Below are 16,233 nucleotides of genomic sequence, written 5' to 3' on the forward strand. Positions count from 1 at the left end.
GGTGGAATGATGGAATTACTGGAAAAATTATTAAAAAGTAAAAATTTACAAGTAGCATTAGATTTTATCGATTTAAAAAACGCAGAAGAAATTGCAAAACAGTCTATTGAAGCTGGGGCTGATATATTAGAAGTTGGGACACCTTTAATCAAGTCTTATGGCATACAAGGAATAAGAAGAATAAGGGAAATTGCAAAAGAAAGAATTGTTTTAGCTGACACTAAAACTGCAGATGCTGGCGACGTAGAGGCTGAAATAGTTCATCTAGGTGGAGGTAATATTATGACAGTGCTTGGAATTATGGACGATGCTACAATAGAAAGTGCAGTAAAGAAAGCACATGAATATGGAATTCTCGTCCAAGCAGATCTCATAAACGTTAAAGATATTCTAAAACGAGCAGAAGAAATTAAAAGATTGGGGGTAGACATAATAGGATTGCATGTAGGATTAGATGTGCAGAAAAAAAGAGGTATTACTATAAGCGATTTAAAGAATGAAATAAAGAAAGTTAGCGAACTTGGAGTAATAGTATCAGTTGCTGGTGGGTTAAACAAGAATAATATTGTTGATCTTATAGATTTACCTATAAATATTTATGTTGTTGGTGGAGCAATAACAAGAGCGAAGAATCCATTAGAGGAAGCTAAGCAAATCGTTAAAATAATTAAGGGGTAAAATGAGAATTATAAAGGAGTGATTAAATGTCTCAGCCGGGACAGACTAAATCAAAAGAGCTTAAACTCACATCTAAGCAAGTATTTACTCCAGATTCATTAAAAGATGATAAAAGAAAAATTAAATTACTGTATCTAATAAAAACCTTAAATGGAGCCTCAGAAAAAGCACTAACTATTGGTTTATATGAGCTAAAACAGAAGGGATTAGACTTAGGATATCAATTTAATGTAATCGGAAACAATGTTTTTAGTCCAATGATAAAAGAAGATATCACAGCATTATTATATGTTGGATATATAGAAAACGATCCGCAAAGTAAAAAATTAAAACTAACTTCTAGTGGTCAAGAATTCCTAGATAAACAGCAGATTGAGGACGACTTTAAAAATAATTTAGCACAACTTTTAAGCGATATTAAAATGAAGATAAATGCAATAGATGAAGAAAATAGACTTAAAAATAAAAGAAGATAATACTTTATTTCACATTGTCATGAACGTTCCTCTTCTATTTTGAGTAGTTTGTTGCTCTTCATTCAGAGGTCTATTCCATATTAATGGATCTAGTTTTCCTTCTTTACTTAATTTTACTACTAATTCTCTGAATTGACTTGTATGTCTTATATCTAATTCTAATAAAGTTTCCAATATATTCCATGTAGTTCTCATAACATCTTCTAACATCTCCTTAGGCATATGCTTTATAATTTGAGGATCTTGTAACCATTGATCAAAAGCTTTAACTGTTCTCATAATATGTTGAAAAGCAACTCTAGTTGCTAGGATTAAATCTAATCTATCTGTATCTCCAGCTTCATATTTTTTCTCCAACTCTTTTAATGTCTCTAACAAATTTTTCTGCATCTTAATCCATTCGTCAAGATTAGATAGATATCCACTTTCCAATAGTTACACCAGATAATATTATCTTAATTCAAACTAATAAAGATATGTCAACTTTGTTCAGACTTTAAGTTGAAAGGAACTCCTTCTTCCAGGATCTCTTTAGGAATGCTATTCTTATACTTCTTCATAAAACTCAAGTCTTCATCCTTTCTTCTTAACTTGTCTGGTAACATCCTAGGAATCTCATCAATAATTGGATACCATCTTTTACAGTTTGAGCAATATAATAAACCGTCAACAATTTCATACTTAATACATTCTTCACAAGGAGTAGGTTCTTTCATATCTTTTATAAACTGATTCTTATAACTACAATAAAGTTCACATAATGGTTTCTTTTCATCTCCTATACCTCTTTCTACCATTCTTGTTGAAAAAACGTAATACTTTAACGGAAAATGCTTACATATAGGACATGCCAAAAGATCAAGCAACCTGTATTTCATTTACCCTCTACAATCTTTTTTAATTCATTAACTAAATTATTTGCTACGTTTTCATCTTTAGCTTCAGCCATTATTCTTATTATAGGTTCAGTCCCACTTTTCCTTACAAGAAACCAGAAATCTTTACCTATGATTTTGACTCCGTCTATAGTTATTGCTTTAACACTAGAAGTTGAATATACTTCTAATATTTTCTTATAAATTTCCTCAACCATTAACCCTGGCTTTAGGTCAACCTTAGTTTTTACAAGATAATATTTAGGAAGCCTATCAAATAGCTCTGCTGACGAAACATTTTCATTAGCTAGTAATTCTAACATTAAAGCAAAACTCATTGCACCATCCCTTACATACTGATGTGGAGGATACATAAAACCTCCATTTTCTTCAAACCCAGCTAGCGCATTCTCATCCGCTACCTTATGTGCTATATCAACACTTCCTACTTTTGTCCAATCAACTTGAATATTATATTTACTTAAATACTCCTCTACTAAGCTTGAGCTTGAAACAGCAGTAACAATCTTCTTTATAGCTTTAGGATTTTTAACAGATGCCCAATATGATAATAAAGTACCACTCCTATCACCCCACTGTACTCTTCCTTCAGAATCAATAAAAATGGCTCTATCAGCATCACCATCGTGTGCTACACCTAAGTCCACTTTTAAAGTCTTTACAACTTCTGCAGTCTCTTTAAGACTATCAAAAGTAGGCTCTGGTTGTCTAGCTGAAAATAAGGGATCAAGATTTCCATTAATCGTGTAAATCTTACAACCTAAAGCTCTAGCAACTAATGGAGTAGATAAAGCACCTACACTATTAGCCGGATCAATTAATACCTTATAATTTTTCTTTTTAATTTTCTCTATATCAACATGACTTAAAATTCCATTTACATAAGTAGAAATAACTCTATCTTCTCTCTTAACTTCTGTAGTTAGAGAACTCCATTCTATAGTATTAAATCTTTCAGTAAAAAATAAGTCCTCGATTTCATTTTCTTTCTCTCTTCTTATTTCAATACCATCCTTATCAACAACTTTTATCCCATTATATGGTGCTGGATTATGGCTAGCAGTAATTACAACTCCACCATCATAACCCAAAGTTTTCACAGCATATTGTAAAGCTGGTGTAGGAGCCATACCACCATCATAAACCTCAACACCTACACTTAGTAAACCACCTTCAACAATTTTAACTAACATATCACCCCCTGCTCTTACATCCCTGCCTACAAGAATTTTACTATTCTTTCCAAAAAATGTCCCTATAGCTTTAGAAAGCTTTAATACCAATTCTGGAGTTAACTCTTTATTAACTATCCCTCTTACTCCGTCAGTACCAAAAAGCTTACCCATATATTAAGATTGTCTAACTCGATTTTAATTTCTTTAGTAGTTCTAAAGCTTCCAAACCTCTCCTATCCACAACAAATTTAATATTTCTAATACTCTGAGCTTGTTTATTTTTCCTTACTTTCTTTATAGAATGTAATATTTTTTCTATTTCCTTTTCTATCTCATTTACATTTTTATTTGCTTTTTTAGCCCTGCTTATCTCACTTTTTATTTGATTATGAATTTCTGTCATAAGCAAATTCAAATCTTTTATTAATTCTTTTTTACTTCCATATTTTTTCTTTTTAATCTGAGAAACAAGCTTTTCGAGTTCCATATAAATAAAAAATTATCATGGGTTTTAAAACTAATTTAGCTATAATATACAGAAAGCCTTGTATGATAATAATAAATAGCAAGACCCATAGCTAAATTTTCTGTTAAATGAGATTCTTAGTTAGAAACAGTCACTTTGGAAATTAACACATACTGATCTATTTAATGTGCATAATCATAATAAAGACGCAGTACCTTAACAAATTTTATCCTAATGCCTAATACTATAGAAAAATAATAGAACTCCCAATCTTTAAAAACTTATCATTAATATAAATTAGATCGCTACTAGGAATAACTTTCTTTAGTTGGAGAACAAACTATAAATTAATAGATTAACTTACTATACCATTATCAAACTTTTATATAAAGAAGAAATACTATTAACATATATAATACGTTGACAAAAACATAATAGCTAGAAAAGATTTCAGAATATCTGATGGAAAACGCTATAATTATAGTAGTAGGAGCTGATAAACCTGGAATCGTAGCTGGAATAGCGTCAAAACTAGCTGAAAATAATGCAAACATAATCGACATCTCGCAAACTGTTATAAGGGGAATTTTTGCCATGATCATGTTAGTTGATATTTCTAAATGTAAAGTGCCATTAGATGAATTGAGAACACAACTACAAGAGAAAGGTAGAGAGCTAGGGGTTGAAGTACACACATACCACGAAAAAGTATTTAGATACATGGAGAGGGTATAAATGAAGTATAGCGCAGAAGAAATAATAGAAGTATATCAAATGCTTAACGAGGAGGATCTAGATATTCGTTCAGTAACTCTGAGTATTAACACACTCTTCGCAATATCAGATGATTTAGATAAATCATTAAAGAAGTTAGAAGAGATTAATAATTTTCTAGAAAAATTTTCAAAAATCGTAGATGAAGTAGGAAGTAAATATGGAATCAGAATTGTTACTAAAAGAGTATCTGTATCCCCAATTCAGTTCTTCCTTGAAGTGCTAGATGAAAAAGACGGAATAGAATTAGCTAAATATCTAGATAGAATAGCTGAAAGAAATAACATAGATTATATAAGTGGTTATTCAGCTTTTGCAGATAAAGGATTTACTAGAGGATCCTTAAGAGTTCTTAAAACCTTAACAGATGCACTGAACAAGACTAAAAGACTAACTGGAATGATTAACGCTGCATCTACGATGTCTGGAATGAATATCGATGCAATAAAGATCTTTGTAGACCGAATATTCGAAATGCCACCAGAATCCTCATCAAGGACAGCTATAATGTCTAATGTTCCTCCAGATTCGCCTTTTGTACCTTCAGCTCACCACGGTATGGGAATGCCAGAGGCTACAATAAATGTAGCTGTAAGCGGACCAGGAGTAATTAAAGCCGCTATTGAAAGAAGTAAACCTAAGACTTTACAAGAACTCCATGACATAATAAAGAGGGCAGCATTTAAGATTACTAGACTCGGTGAACTAGTAGGAAGAACTGTAGCTGAAAACATGGGGATAAATTTTACAACTGTTGATTTATCATTGGCCCCCTCACCTAAAGTAGGAGATAGTGTTGCGGAAATTATAGAGACGATGGGGATAGAAAAGATAGGCGGACACGGCTCATTGGCTGCATTAGCTATTTTAATGGACGCTGTAAAGAAGGGAGGAGCTATGGCCACATCCTCAGTTGGCGGTCTCAGTAGTGCGTTTATTCCGGTAAGTGAAGATGCTGTAATGTCTGAGAGATCATTAGAGGGATATGTAGATTTTTACACTCTTATAGCGTTATCCTCTGTATGTAATAGTGGCATAGATATGGTAGGAGTAAGCAAGTCACAAGGGAAGGATAAGGTAATAGGACTAATTTCAGACATCTTAGCATTAGGAATATCCTTAAACAAAATCCTTGGAGCTAGAATAATACCCATCGACTCACCACCAGGAAGTTATATAGATCTTGGAGGACTTCTGGGTAAGATAGTAGTTATGAAATTAAAGGACGTCAATGTATCAAAGTTTACTTCATATAAAGGTTTCATACCCAGTACTGTAAAAAGGCTGGAATTAGGGTAACATAATAAGTTTCTTTATATTTAAGAATAACCACACGTGGCGTTGTCTAAGATGATAAAAATGGAAATTGATGAGTAATATTAATAAGTTATTGGGTTGAGATAATATTATGATAAAGACATTTATCAGTTAGAAAGTTTTCGTGATAGATAAAGAATTTTGTTGGGATATAAGCGAGATAAACTTCAATTATTCCCATAGCATATAATTTTTATAATATGAAATAATATGAGTACAGTAATTTTTCATTTTTGCTTTATTTTTCTCGGTTTGTTGGATTTTTAATTCAAAATATTTCAAGAATTCATGTTCTTATGAGTAATTATCTTTATACTCAAATATAAATTTATTCAATTATTTACATTTTGAACATCGTCACGTATCCAGTTTTAAACTTAGTTACTTATCATAAAGAATTTTTGTCTTCTACTTTTAAATTTTCAAATAAACATTATATTGGTATCTCGATTTAAAGCTTTCTTAAAGAAAAGAGACTTTATCTAAATACGGTTTTTATAGATACTCTAAGCAGCAAAATCTAGGATATTAAGAGAGAATCCTAGGAGTTATATAAAAAACAGAAAAGGATAAAGGTTATAACGTAACGGGAAAAATTTTAAAAACTCTAGAACTTAATGTTTTTAAAAACTATTATTGAAAGCTGATTTTTATCTTAAACCAGTAAATCTTAACTTTTGACATTAAACAAAGAATAGATACTAATGGAATCCTTTATTAGCAATTTTCTAGTAAGTGCTAATTAGACATATCAACCTAATACATTAAAAAAGAGAAATGTATTACTACTAGAGTTAGATTAGCTAACACACATATTAAGAGAACAGCTCAATACGAAAAGTGTAATAGAAACTAATCATATGTATATTAGCACGATCACAAAAAAGCTCATTAAATAAACTGACTGTATAATTAGTCATTTTAAAGCACTAGCTAATCTAAGTTTATCAATGTAAAATATCACTAATCTCTCCTAGCATAAATTACATTTTTACATAGAATTTAATGATGATGTATTTACTAAAATCTTAATATGGTGGCTGATAACCACCACCGAACCCACCACTGGGATTACCATATGATCCTCCTCCAAACATACCACCTTGTGCTGGTGGAGCATTAGCTACTATTTGAGCAATATAATTAAGTAACTGATCCTCGTTAGTATATTGCTGGTAAACATGATATGCATCAAAGGCTGCTCCACCTATTCCCAAGATTGTTAGCAATTTGTTATGTAACATCTCATCACTAAAGAATGAAAAACCTCCGCTCATAGCCAATGGAATTAGATCTTGGATCCAATTTGCTACACCAGTTTCAATAGTCACCATTCCCGGTCCTTGGCATATTCTTATTGTATAGGCCTTATTTGCGTCAGTTAAAAATCCAAACAAGCTAGAATGCCTAGCTTGTATAACAACCATATTTTGACTTATCATAGGATTTACTTGAAATCCCATTCCATTTAAGTATGATACCACTTGTTGACCTACGTATTGCATATTTATAGGATATGATACTGGTACTGTTATTGTCTTTCCACCTAGTCCTACAAGACCTCCACATAGTGCTGAACCAAATGGAGGTTGTTGTCCAAAGAATGGAAATCCCATATCCATTATATTTAATTCCAAATATATATATTTAGATTCTATTAAGTATGTACATAGTTCTTCTGTGTCTATTTCAGTTTTTAATTCTAAGAAACATACGGCTTGATAAATACTCTATCCTCTCATTAGTTCCAAATAGAACAAGGGAGGGATCTGCAGTTTTTTAAATCATATACCATAATAATCAAATTACGAAAAAAGTTTTCACATTTAATGATATCAAAATTCGTGAAGTCAAAGGCAAGTATTATGTTTACTTACTAGAGAAGGATAAAGACTGTCAGAGAAGGGACCGTTATGTGGATAAGCTTAAAGACGTAGTAAAGTTCTATATTAGTAGTGGAGGTCTGTGGACCCGTAGGTCCCGGGTTCAAGTCCCGGCCAGAGCCTTGTGAGGGATATCCCACACACCCTTACCGCTAATATAGAATTCTACAATCTTATCTAAGGGGCCCTTTAACCATCTTTAAAAAAGCAAGTCTTTTTCAGTTGAAATTACCTTTACCATAAATCTCATCCCAATTACTTATTAGTATTACTCATCAATTTCCATTTTTATCATCTTGGATAACATCACGTGGTAATACACGGTCTCCCTCACCTTAAGCATTTCTTCAATTTATTGAATTTCTAATATTGTTATAATAAATTCCTTTATCTTTCTTAGAAAGATATTATTCTATCAGAATTTTTGCAAAACGATTTTAGCTCTACCGTACTCAGCGAGAGAGAAACGTTGTTATCTTCATATTCCGCATTGGGCAAAACTTGAAGGTAGTATTTATCATAGACGCTTACGTATGAGGGGTTAAGCCAAGGAGCCGTTGAAAGAGCGGAACCGTTTTGAGTCTCTCTGACAATCTGCGTCGATGAAGGCTGAATAACAATAGTTTGTGAGTATTTGTAGTATGAAAAATCTCCGCCTCCTCTAAACCTATAAAACGCTGAAGATGGTAAGAGAAAAATGGGTAGGATAAGTAGGGTTAGGAGTAGGAGCCACTTCATTAAGTGAGAAAAAAGAGAGTGAGTTTAAATAGGGCCTATTTTTACTCCTCTTCATCCGGTCTGTGTATTTTGAAGGGGCTTAGCTCCTCCTCTTGCCAACCGAATTCATAATCGTACCACTTCTTGTAAAGAGTCTTTATACCGTAGTAAAGCTCTTTATACCAAGTTATGAGTAAAAGTCCTAACCCGATAACTAGTGTTTCCGGCCATAGGTTTGCATACCATGGTGGAGGGGCATAATAACCCGTAGGAGCACAACTTACAAGTGGGTTTGAGCATATGGGTGGGGGAGGTAACTGAACCCAAGTTGAGTGGTCTATTGAGTGTAGGTAAGCTGTTAACCCTAGAAGTACCGTGGAAGAACCGGTTAGGACTAACTTCTTGTCTTTCATCATTAAAAACAAATAAAAAAGGTTTAACTTATAAAGGTTTTCACAAGACGTATTCAAAACCGTAGCTAGGTATCGCAATATCGCTTTGTGTGCTAGTAACTAAGCTGACAAACGGGTGACCGCCTAACTGGTTCACCGGCAAACCATTTATTTGTGCATAAGCTTCGATACCTTGCTGAGTTCCTAGCATCCAGTAAGAGACATTATAGTAATAAGTAACATATACTACACGACCGTACATATGTTCTGATTGTTTTCCGATATATTCGCTCGCACCCCACGCTACACCGGAAGGCGGTGGGTTTAAGCCAATCATAGTCCCTGAAACAGCACTGGAACTAGCTGAATCTGAAGATATTAAGTTCTGTCCGTACCACGGTGCCTGATATTCTTCATATCTGGTTCCGTTTAGTATAATTAGTTGGAATAATGTAACAAAGTACGGGTTAGAGTCAGTAAAAGAGTATTGGGACGGCGCATGAACTTCTACAGAGACACTCGGGTAAGCTATACCTTGACCGCTAACACTCTTGAGTAACACTGAGCTAGCTGTGCTAGGAACTGTGTTAAATGTTAAAGCGCAATTATTATTAAATACAATTTTCTCGCCGGGGTAGATCGGAGTACCGGGGAAGTTGAACCCTTGCCCGTTATAACCAAATATAGCATACCAAGTACTACCTTCACTTAATGCTGTAATTACAAAACTACTTTGAGGGTTGTAAGGTACTTGTTCTAAAATAGGGGGTAATGTAATGTATTGAGGAATAGGAAAACCATTAACAATTTCAGTATAGTTTACGATGATATCGGTCTCTATTACAGAAACTCCGTTAACAACATATGTCAGTACTAACTGGAGTATAATTCCGTCAAACGGATATGATGTCCGTTAATTGTTAATGTCCCCGTCGCTTGTAACGGTATGTTTAGCATTTCTAACACAGTGTAGAACCCGCTATCGTTCAATGCGAAGTAAGAGAAGCTAGAGAAATAAACCATATAATAACTATACCCCGCTAAGTTCGAATTGTATGCCGAAATCGCCCAATCGTATCCGCTTATTTGTGCCGACGGTAGTATGCTTAATGCTGGGATTAGTAGTAGTGTTAGAAAGGTTAGGGAAAGTAGGGGCTTCCACATTTGCCGAGAAGAGAGAATTAGACTTTAAAAGGGGCTCAAGACACGCAGATATTATGTTTTTTGCAAACATGGTCTAGGAGTGCATCCGTGTTTGCGAACTCCTTTCTGCACACCGGACAAGTTGTCGTATGCTCAGCATAACGTATGTGCTGTTTGAGAGAGACGGAAGAGCTGAAGGGCATTAGGCATAACGGGCAAACGTAAGGGGAAACTGCTTTACTTGTCAACAACTTATAGAGATAACTACTTTCATCCAACAACTTTAGATTATGGATTAACGCTTTAACGATTGCCCTTATTAATCTTTTCTGTTCCGGCCGAGAGAATAATAATGTTCAAGTTCCTCTAAAGTTACATGAATCGTAATTCCTTTATGATTACTCAAGTACTCTTTACTGCCTGACCCTGCCAATTAATTAGGAGATGCTGAGAAATTTCCAAGTTATATGTTTAAAAGAGATTCCCTTGAACAAATGTATATATCTCAGGGATGCAGAATCTTTGCCGTCTTCTTTCAACTCTACGCGTTTTTACGGTAAAAATTAACGGGTTGCAAAAGCTTATGAACACAAATTGGCAACCATAATACAGTGAGGAGTTTTGGCGGATAAGCAACGTAGATATAAATTCGGCGATTATATCTTAAGGGAAAGAAAAGGTCGGTATTATGTCTATAAATTGGAAACGATGAATGGTGACGCAAAGGAAACTTACGTGGGTCCCTTAATCGACGTCGTTGAGACTTATCTAAAATTGAAAGAAAGTGGGGGTGTGGGGGTGTCCCCCACTGGGGGTTTCCCCCTAAAGGGCTCGGGCCGGGACTTGAACCCGGGACCTACGGGTCCACAGCCCGTCGCTCTAACCAGGCTGAGCTACCCGAGCCAATCCCATTATTATTTCTAACTTCCAATTTTTTAAGCTTACCCATGTTTTTGGACCTTATACTCTTGCTTAACTATGTCAAGTATTTCTCTGGCTATAACTGTTTTATAATTTTTATTTATTTTCTTTATAAAATTGTTTCCGATTACTATAACTTCATTAAAATCTGATGAAAATGCTATATCTTTTCTAGAAGCATTATTCGCTATTAGTAAATCAAAGCCATGCCTCTCCTTCTTTATTTTACCTTTTTCTATTAATTCATTGTCATCTTTTACAGTCTCTGCAGCAAAACCTACTAAGAAAACATTATATTTCCTTATTATACTTGAGATCTTTACTGTTTTTTCAAGTTCTACTGTAGGAGTTTCTGTATGACTATCAATCTTTGAAGAAGCAATGTTTTTAAACTTATAATCTGCGGGTGCTCCAGCTAAAATCACAATATTATATCCAGTTTCTACAAATTTCTTCACTTCATTAGCCATTTCATCAGTTGTTTCTACCTGAACTTTCTTTTTAACATAAGGCTTTATATGAGTACTTAAAGGACCATGAACTAAAACAACATCAGCACCTCTAAAATATGCCTCGTTTGCTATTGCAACTCCCATAGTCCCACTACTAGGATTTGAAATAAATCTCACTGGGTCTAAATGCTCTCTTGTAGGGCCAGCTGTAACGACAATTTTCAATCCTTCTAAATCCTTACCCCTAAGAAGTAAGGTTGAAATATAATTTGATAAATATTCTATATCTGGATAATGAGCAACATCTCTTACAAGAAAAGGTTCTACAACAATTACTCCTATCTCATTTAGTTTATTTATATTATTTATCATTTGAGGTGTAAAATACATTGGTAAATGCATCGCTGGAACTAAGATTAGAGGTTTTTTTAGACCAATAAAATTAAGAGCAGTAACTGTTATTGGAGTATCTGCAATTCCATTAACAATTTTGCTTATAGTATTTGCTGTAGCTGGTGCGACAACATATGCGTCATAATCTTCAGCTAATGTAACATGTTCTATCCCGCCAGAAATTTTTGTTATCACTGGATTACCAGTTGCCCATTCAAACATTGTAGGAGAGACTAATTTTGAAGCGTCTTTACTCATAATAACTTGGACTTCTGCACCTAACCTCATTAAGCTTCTCACTAAGTCGATAGTCTTATAAATGGATACACTACCTGTGACTCCTACTAAGATTTTCTTATTCAAAAGTTCTGATGAGATCTCGCCTATAATTTTCTTCGAGGGATGAATAGCCATCAGACATAAATTTAAACTTTGAATAAAAACCTTATATTATGGAGTTTGCTGAAGCAAAAAAGGGAAAAGAATATAGAATAAGAAATGCAAGGTTAACAGATGTAGATCAAATAATAAAAATTAATAGATTAGCTTTACCTGAAAATTATCCCTATTATTTCTTTGTAGAACACCTAAAGGAGTATGAAGCAGCATTCTTTGTCGCAGAAGTTGATGGAGAGGTGGTAGGTTATATAATGCCTAGAATAGAATGGGGATTTAGTAATCTGAAACAATTACCAACATTAGTTAAAAAAGGGCATGTTGTATCTATAGCAGTTCTAGAGCAATATAGAAGATTAGGCATAGGCACTGCATTACTTCAAGCCTCAATGAAAGCGATGAAAGAGGTTTACAACGCAGAAGAAGTTTATCTAGAAGTTAGAGTGAGTAACTCACCAGCGATTAATTTATATAAAAAATTAGGGTTTAAAGAAGTAAAAGTATTAAGACATTATTATGCAGATGGAGAAGATGCTTACCTAATGGCTGCTCCTCTTTAATTCATATTCTCTCCCATCATAAACGACATAATAGCCCTTTTCTAAGCTTCCTACAGATACAACTTTAGTTTTACCTATATCATAAACCTTTTGCTCTATTAAGTGGCCATGAAAAACAATTTCTGGTATATTTGATAGGATTTCAGCTAAGACTTTTTGAGATCCTCTAGGATTTCTAGGAGGAAAATGAGTAATTACTTTTCTATATGAAAATGAAATGAATAAATCTAACACTCCTTCTTGGATGAGTAATCCATTCTTGCGTAAGTATTTTTGAGTAGTAATGTCTTCCATTTCACCCAATATTCCCTTATATTTTTTAATATATTGAGGACACTCTACATCACCAAGTCCTACAATTAAATCAACTTCTAACTTGTTAAGAAAATCTATCACATCCTCTCTGCAAGGTACTTGTGTAACCAAGGCTATTTTTCTTATACCATTCATCAAGATAATATAAACCAATACCAGTAGCTATAATATCTGCCGTTGACCCGGGATTATATCTATTTTTAACTAAAAAATCATCAAAGTCCTTTATTCTCTTCAAAGAATAATTTTTAAGGATAGAACATGCAAGTTGTGAGACACGTATAGCAGTATAAGCTCCGTATTTTCTTAAAATTAGACCATCTGGAACTTCACATAATATTTTTATAAAACTATATAGAACTCCTTCCTCTAATCCCTTGTTTTTAATCTCCTCTATAACTTCTAAAGAATATCTATAATTTAAAACCATATTTCTTACAGCACTATCTATTTCAGAAGATTTCAAAAAAATATCATATAATGTATACTTCTCTAATTCTCTGTAATCCATAACTTCCATCTTTCCCAAGTATGATAAATTCAGTTCTCGTAATGCTAGAGAGAAAAAATATGAGTCTTTATTATTTAAAGAAAGTATAACTTGTGAAGCTTTGAGTAAAGTGTCGCTTAATGAGTAAGAAGAAGAATAAGCAATTGGTAATAATTGCATTGAAGTACCAAAAATAGAGAAATTTATATTAAGTTCTTTACTTTTAACTATAGCATAGTAAAGTAGATCATAAAGACTTTCATATTTTTTATCAAACTTTCTCTTGCAAGCTTCTTTGTAATACCTCTTCATTAGTAAAGCTGAATAAAGTATATCAGAAAAATTTACAGAGGTAATATCTTTAACTCTAGAAGCATTACCAGGCTTATTTATTAAAGCCTCATCAATAGAAGCCTTAGATAAAATATAACTTATGCTATCACAATATTCTTCTAATGTAGCCTTTAACATCTCTATCACCTATTATCATTTTTACTTCACCATCCTCACATCTCATAAGCATACCTTTGACGTATACTCTATTGGACTTATACAAAAGCATAGAATATATACCTTCATATGAGACTAGAAGTTGAGGAGCAGAACTACCTTTTATTATAGAGACATTTGACAAAGTAACCACAGAAGGATAGAAAAGCGAATTAAATTTATCATCAATATTAGCAATAATCTCTCCTTCTCCGATTCTTTTACATACAATATTACAATATTTTTCGACTTTATCGTTCACAAAAAGAAAGGAATATTTAATACCCTTATACATTCCCCTAACTCTTCTATCATACAGATCCTTAGCAAGATTTAAGGAGATATCATAGTTCTTAATAGTTTCCGATATCCAATCTTTATCTTCATCAAAGCCTTGAAATGATTCAAGAAAATCAATAGTATCTTTAATGCCATAAATCACAAAATCAATATCAGAATTTTCATGCGAAATTCCAGCTAATAAACTTCCAGTAATTCCAATATTCTTAATGTTCACGTAGTCATAAATTTCCAAGGCTAAACTTTCTAATTTATTTTCACTTTTTCTAATTATTTTTCTCATTTTTTCCTCGGGTTTTAAGTGCTTTACTATCATAGACTTTCGTAATATAGGAAAAGACACATCATAACAAGGCTCATATATATACTCCTGATTAACTTTGAGTAGATTATGAACACCATAATATCTTAATACTCTTTCATACCCTTTCCAAATTCCTTTTCCAGTGTATATATATTTTAAATAGGCATATATATAACCGAAAGGGTTAATATTAGAGTAAACAACGTAAATATTATTGTCTTTACTAATTATTAAGTCTTTATCAAGGAAATAATCTCTTCCCATCCCTTTAATCTCACATATGATATTGCTGTATTAGAGCTTTTTAACATATCTAAGTATTTCCTATAAATACCACCACCAACAGCATTAGCAATATATGCTGAGCCCACAGCAGCTTCCTTAAACTTAAATTCAAACTTCTTACCAAAATCTAACTCATATTTTCTTTTCCCAGAAACAATAATCGGAATGTCGAACTTAGTAGAGTACCATTCAGCTATCATTCTAATTAACTCTTTTCCTTTTTCCCAATTACCACTACTATATATTACATCCTTAGTTATCTTAGCATATTTGTGTAAAAGATAAGCAACCTCACCATCTATGAAACCAGCAGAAGTAGGACCAGGTATAATGGTACCACCAAACCCATCAATAATTCTACCATTGACAACAATAATAACAGCAGAAAAGTTACTTCCTACTTCTACTAAAACAAAACTGTCATATAAAGTCCTATAGAAAAATGCTGAAGCTACTTTGTCTGCAGTACCCATGTCTATTACGTTAATTTTTCTGTATATTGGAACACTATCAAGCTCTATAACACTTGGAAGTACAAATGCATTGTTTAACCACATAGAACTCCTTAAAAAATTCCTTAAGGGTCCTTCTTTTTTAGGATCAGCTAATGATAAAAGAAAAATTTCCCTTTCTGTTATCTTATTTACTTTATAGAAGGGTAAACCGTGTCCAGAAGGAACCGCTATTAATAATGGTCTAGTTCTCACTATTTCCCTAACTAACGAGAAAGCATAATGAGGAATTAAAGATGTGGGAACTTCTTTATATGATAGCAAAATACCTAATTCACTTACTTCGGCAATAGCAAATGTATTACTACCTGGATCTATTCCGATAAACTTCATTTTCTTCAATATAAATTTCTACCATTAAATCACTTTTCTTAACGTTGTACTTAACCTCTTTACCAGTTATGGTGTCTTTAAGTAAATTTTCCGCGAATTTTTTGAAGAATTCAGTATTTTTCTCCTTATCAAACTTGTATATTACTATTTGTTTTTCTGGAGAAGAATACATATTAGCCTTCTCGCCCATTAAAAGTTGAGATATGAAATCTAAAATAGCAATAAGTCTACTTATTTTACCTTCTTCAGTAAAGGAAAGAGTAGAAATATAACTTGAAATCAATAAAGATAAATCCTTTGGAGTTACAGATTCAATATTAATAAATAAAGCCTTAACAGAACGTAGATGCTTCAAAAGTAAATAGTTAAGTTGAAGGTAATTTAACTCGTCTTGTAACGATCTGTAAAGAGAGATATATAATTCAACTGCTTTATTCGTAATATCATACACAGTTCTTCCTTCTTCGTCCGCTATACTTTTTAATTCATTATATAATAACTCTTTCATAAAGCATGATTGCCTACTTTTTTCTTCTCGATTTGCTTTCATGTATACAATTGTATAC

General features: G+C 33.0%; 23 protein-coding genes, 1 tRNA gene and 1 pseudogene. 8 read left to right on the forward strand and 17 right to left on the reverse strand.

Going from position 1 to position 16,233, the window contains the following annotated elements; all coding sequences use genetic code 11:
* The first annotated feature begins 6 nt into the window (after positions 1-6).
* Positions 7-678 (forward strand): orotidine 5'-phosphate decarboxylase / HUMPS family protein, encoded by a 672-nt coding sequence (locus D1869_RS00675; protein WP_156013507.1) that lies wholly within the window; start codon positions 7-9, stop codon positions 676-678.
* A gap of 26 nt (positions 679-704) precedes the next feature.
* On the forward strand, positions 705-1,154 hold the full coding sequence (locus D1869_RS00680) for a hypothetical protein (RefSeq protein ID WP_010978183.1): 450 nt from the start codon (positions 705-707) through the stop codon (positions 1,152-1,154).
* Positions 1,155-1,163: 9 nt separating this feature from the next.
* Here the strand turns inward: D1869_RS00680 and D1869_RS00685 are convergent, their stop codons facing one another.
* From D1869_RS00685 to D1869_RS00700, 4 genes are read right to left on the reverse strand one after another with little or no spacing between them, the layout of a single operon-like run.
* Positions 1,164-1,586, reverse strand: a complete 423-nt coding sequence (locus tag D1869_RS00685) for a DUF2153 domain-containing protein (protein WP_052846228.1) — start codon at positions 1,584-1,586, stop codon at positions 1,164-1,166.
* 47 nt (positions 1,587-1,633) lie between these two features.
* Positions 1,634-2,032 carry a Trm112 family protein gene (locus D1869_RS00690; protein WP_156013509.1) on the reverse strand — a complete coding sequence of 133 codons (399 nt, stop codon included), beginning with the start codon at positions 2,030-2,032 and terminating at the stop codon, positions 1,634-1,636.
* Positions 2,029-3,396, reverse strand: coding sequence for a phosphoglucosamine mutase (gene glmM, locus D1869_RS00695; protein ID WP_010978186.1), 1,368 nt, complete (start codon positions 3,394-3,396; stop codon positions 2,029-2,031). The genes D1869_RS00690 and glmM overlap by 4 nt, the downstream gene beginning before the upstream one ends.
* A 13-nt stretch (positions 3,397-3,409) precedes the next feature.
* Complete coding sequence (locus D1869_RS00700) at positions 3,410-3,712, reverse strand: hypothetical protein (protein WP_156013511.1); 303 nt, start codon at positions 3,710-3,712, stop codon at positions 3,410-3,412.
* Positions 3,713-4,153: 441 nt separating this feature from the next.
* Between D1869_RS00700 and D1869_RS00705 the strand changes: the two genes are divergently transcribed.
* Complete coding sequence (locus D1869_RS00705) at positions 4,154-4,426, forward strand: ACT domain-containing protein (protein ID WP_156013513.1); 273 nt, start codon at positions 4,154-4,156, stop codon at positions 4,424-4,426.
* A complete protein-coding gene (locus D1869_RS00710; RefSeq protein ID WP_156013515.1) occupies positions 4,427-5,764 on the forward strand; it encodes a PFL family protein in 1,338 nt (445 codons plus the stop codon).
* 1,046 nt (positions 5,765-6,810) lie between these two features.
* Here the strand turns inward: D1869_RS00710 and D1869_RS00715 are convergent.
* Positions 6,811-7,398, reverse strand: coding sequence for a hypothetical protein (locus D1869_RS00715; RefSeq protein ID WP_156013517.1), 588 nt, complete (start codon positions 7,396-7,398; stop codon positions 6,811-6,813).
* A gap of 188 nt (positions 7,399-7,586) precedes the next feature.
* Here D1869_RS00715 and D1869_RS00720 point away from each other — a divergent pair, with 188 nt between their 5' ends.
* The gene (locus D1869_RS00720; protein ID WP_156015872.1) at positions 7,587-7,793 is read left to right on the forward strand and encodes a putative integrase; all 207 of its coding nucleotides are present in this window, start codon (positions 7,587-7,589) and stop codon (positions 7,791-7,793) included.
* A 268-nt stretch (positions 7,794-8,061) separates the two neighbouring features.
* On the opposite strand, the gene D1869_RS00725 is transcribed toward D1869_RS00720, so the two are convergent.
* The 4 genes from D1869_RS00725 to D1869_RS00740 all read right to left on the reverse strand — a co-directional run bounded on the left by D1869_RS00725 (position 8,062) and on the right by D1869_RS00740 (position 9,938).
* Positions 8,062-8,403 (reverse strand): hypothetical protein, encoded by a 342-nt coding sequence (locus D1869_RS00725; RefSeq protein WP_156013518.1) that lies wholly within the window; start codon positions 8,401-8,403, stop codon positions 8,062-8,064.
* A gap of 41 nt (positions 8,404-8,444) precedes the next feature.
* The gene (locus D1869_RS15080; RefSeq protein WP_184650962.1) at positions 8,445-8,795 is read right to left on the reverse strand and encodes a hypothetical protein; all 351 of its coding nucleotides are present in this window, start codon (positions 8,793-8,795) and stop codon (positions 8,445-8,447) included.
* Positions 8,796-8,835: 40 nt separating this feature from the next.
* On the reverse strand, positions 8,836-9,036 hold the full coding sequence (locus D1869_RS00735) for a hypothetical protein (RefSeq protein WP_156013519.1): 201 nt from the start codon (positions 9,034-9,036) through the stop codon (positions 8,836-8,838).
* Positions 9,037-9,647: 611 nt separating this feature from the next.
* Positions 9,648-9,938 carry a hypothetical protein gene (locus D1869_RS00740; RefSeq protein ID WP_156013520.1) on the reverse strand — a complete coding sequence of 97 codons (291 nt, stop codon included), beginning with the start codon at positions 9,936-9,938 and terminating at the stop codon, positions 9,648-9,650.
* Between D1869_RS00740 and D1869_RS15605 the strand changes: the two genes are divergently transcribed.
* The gene (locus tag D1869_RS15605; RefSeq protein ID WP_269203978.1) at positions 9,884-10,015 is read left to right on the forward strand and encodes a hypothetical protein; all 132 of its coding nucleotides are present in this window, start codon (positions 9,884-9,886) and stop codon (positions 10,013-10,015) included. The genes D1869_RS00740 and D1869_RS15605 overlap by 55 nt on opposite strands.
* Here the strand turns inward: D1869_RS15605 and D1869_RS15085 are convergent.
* Positions 9,974-10,198, reverse strand: a complete 225-nt coding sequence (locus D1869_RS15085) for a C2H2-type zinc finger protein (RefSeq protein WP_221267055.1) — start codon at positions 10,196-10,198, stop codon at positions 9,974-9,976. The genes D1869_RS15605 and D1869_RS15085 overlap by 42 nt on opposite strands.
* Positions 10,199-10,616: 418 nt before the next feature.
* On the opposite strand from D1869_RS15085, the pseudogene D1869_RS15245 reads away from it, so the two are divergent.
* Positions 10,617-10,673 (forward strand): annotated as a pseudogene (locus D1869_RS15245) (putative integrase); the annotation flags it as partial.
* A 72-nt stretch (positions 10,674-10,745) separates the two neighbouring features.
* Here D1869_RS15245 and D1869_RS00755 read toward each other — a convergent pair.
* Positions 10,746-10,820 (reverse strand) — tRNA-His (locus D1869_RS00755).
* A gap of 38 nt (positions 10,821-10,858) precedes the next feature.
* Positions 10,859-12,097 (reverse strand): bifunctional phosphopantothenoylcysteine decarboxylase/phosphopantothenate--cysteine ligase CoaBC, encoded by a 1,239-nt coding sequence (gene coaBC, locus D1869_RS00760; RefSeq protein ID WP_156013521.1) that lies wholly within the window; start codon positions 12,095-12,097, stop codon positions 10,859-10,861.
* Between the two features lie 38 nt (positions 12,098-12,135).
* On the opposite strand from coaBC, the gene rimI reads away from it, so the two are divergent.
* The gene (rimI, locus tag D1869_RS00765) at positions 12,136-12,639 is read left to right on the forward strand and encodes a ribosomal protein S18-alanine N-acetyltransferase (RefSeq protein WP_010978207.1); all 504 of its coding nucleotides are present in this window, start codon (positions 12,136-12,138) and stop codon (positions 12,637-12,639) included.
* Here the strand turns inward: rimI and D1869_RS00770 are convergent.
* From D1869_RS00770 to D1869_RS00790, 5 genes are read right to left on the reverse strand one after another with little or no spacing between them, the layout of a single operon-like run.
* The gene (locus D1869_RS00770; RefSeq protein ID WP_231113667.1) at positions 12,619-13,035 is read right to left on the reverse strand and encodes a hypothetical protein; all 417 of its coding nucleotides are present in this window, start codon (positions 13,033-13,035) and stop codon (positions 12,619-12,621) included. The two genes, rimI and D1869_RS00770, sit on opposite strands and share 21 nt — an antisense overlap.
* The gene (locus tag D1869_RS00775; protein ID WP_052846234.1) at positions 13,019-13,915 is read right to left on the reverse strand and encodes a triphosphoribosyl-dephospho-CoA synthase; all 897 of its coding nucleotides are present in this window, start codon (positions 13,913-13,915) and stop codon (positions 13,019-13,021) included. The genes D1869_RS00770 and D1869_RS00775 overlap by 17 nt, the downstream gene beginning before the upstream one ends.
* Positions 13,884-14,801 carry a nucleotidyltransferase gene (locus D1869_RS00780; protein WP_156013523.1) on the reverse strand — a complete coding sequence of 306 codons (918 nt, stop codon included), beginning with the start codon at positions 14,799-14,801 and terminating at the stop codon, positions 13,884-13,886. The genes D1869_RS00775 and D1869_RS00780 overlap by 32 nt, the downstream gene beginning before the upstream one ends.
* Positions 14,768-15,667 (reverse strand): DUF1464 family protein, encoded by a 900-nt coding sequence (locus tag D1869_RS00785; RefSeq protein WP_156013524.1) that lies wholly within the window; start codon positions 15,665-15,667, stop codon positions 14,768-14,770. Before D1869_RS00785 ends, D1869_RS00780 begins: the two co-directional genes overlap by 34 nt.
* A complete protein-coding gene (locus D1869_RS00790; protein ID WP_156013525.1) occupies positions 15,639-16,217 on the reverse strand; it encodes a hypothetical protein in 579 nt (192 codons plus the stop codon). The genes D1869_RS00785 and D1869_RS00790 overlap by 29 nt, the downstream gene beginning before the upstream one ends.
* Positions 16,218-16,233: the final 16 nt, after the last annotated feature.

The organism is Sulfurisphaera ohwakuensis, assembly GCF_009729055.1.
In the GTDB taxonomy this organism is placed as follows: Archaea; Thermoproteota; Thermoprotei_A; order Sulfolobales; family Sulfolobaceae; genus Sulfurisphaera; species Sulfurisphaera ohwakuensis.

Coding starts and splice junctions, on each gene's coding strand:
- D1869_RS00705 (WP_156013513.1), top strand. CDS start 4,154: ATGGAAAACGCTATAATTATAGTAGTAGGAGCTGATAAACCTGGAATC.
- D1869_RS00725 (WP_156013518.1), bottom strand. CDS start 8,403: ATGAAGTGGCTCCTACTCCTAACCCTACTTATCCTACCCATTTTTCTC.
- D1869_RS00735 (WP_156013519.1), bottom strand. CDS start 9,036: ATGTACGGTCGTGTAGTATATGTTACTTATTACTATAATGTCTCTTAC.
- D1869_RS00740 (WP_156013520.1), bottom strand. CDS start 9,938: ATGTGGAAGCCCCTACTTTCCCTAACCTTTCTAACACTACTACTAATC.
- D1869_RS00700 (WP_156013511.1), bottom strand. CDS start 3,712: ATGGAACTCGAAAAGCTTGTTTCTCAGATTAAAAAGAAAAAATATGGA.
- D1869_RS00690 (WP_156013509.1), bottom strand. CDS start 2,032: ATGAAATACAGGTTGCTTGATCTTTTGGCATGTCCTATATGTAAGCAT.
- D1869_RS00715 (WP_156013517.1), bottom strand. CDS start 7,398: ATGGGATTTCCATTCTTTGGACAACAACCTCCATTTGGTTCAGCACTA.
- D1869_RS15080 (WP_184650962.1), bottom strand. CDS start 8,795: ATGAAAGACAAGAAGTTAGTCCTAACCGGTTCTTCCACGGTACTTCTA.
- D1869_RS00710 (WP_156013515.1), top strand. CDS start 4,427: ATGAAGTATAGCGCAGAAGAAATAATAGAAGTATATCAAATGCTTAAC.
- D1869_RS00775 (WP_052846234.1), bottom strand. CDS start 13,915: ATGTTAAAGGCTACATTAGAAGAATATTGTGATAGCATAAGTTATATT.
- rimI (WP_010978207.1), top strand. CDS start 12,136: ATGGAGTTTGCTGAAGCAAAAAAGGGAAAAGAATATAGAATAAGAAAT.
- coaBC (WP_156013521.1), bottom strand. CDS start 12,097: ATGGCTATTCATCCCTCGAAGAAAATTATAGGCGAGATCTCATCAGAA.
- D1869_RS00790 (WP_156013525.1), bottom strand. CDS start 16,217: ATGAAAGCAAATCGAGAAGAAAAAAGTAGGCAATCATGCTTTATGAAA.
- D1869_RS00785 (WP_156013524.1), bottom strand. CDS start 15,667: ATGAAGTTTATCGGAATAGATCCAGGTAGTAATACATTTGCTATTGCC.
- D1869_RS00780 (WP_156013523.1), bottom strand. CDS start 14,801: ATGGGAAGAGATTATTTCCTTGATAAAGACTTAATAATTAGTAAAGAC.
- D1869_RS00680 (WP_010978183.1), top strand. CDS start 705: ATGTCTCAGCCGGGACAGACTAAATCAAAAGAGCTTAAACTCACATCT.
- glmM (WP_010978186.1), bottom strand. CDS start 3,396: ATGGGTAAGCTTTTTGGTACTGACGGAGTAAGAGGGATAGTTAATAAA.
- D1869_RS00675 (WP_156013507.1), top strand. CDS start 7: ATGATGGAATTACTGGAAAAATTATTAAAAAGTAAAAATTTACAAGTA.
- D1869_RS15605 (WP_269203978.1), top strand. CDS start 9,884: ATGCTGGGATTAGTAGTAGTGTTAGAAAGGTTAGGGAAAGTAGGGGCT.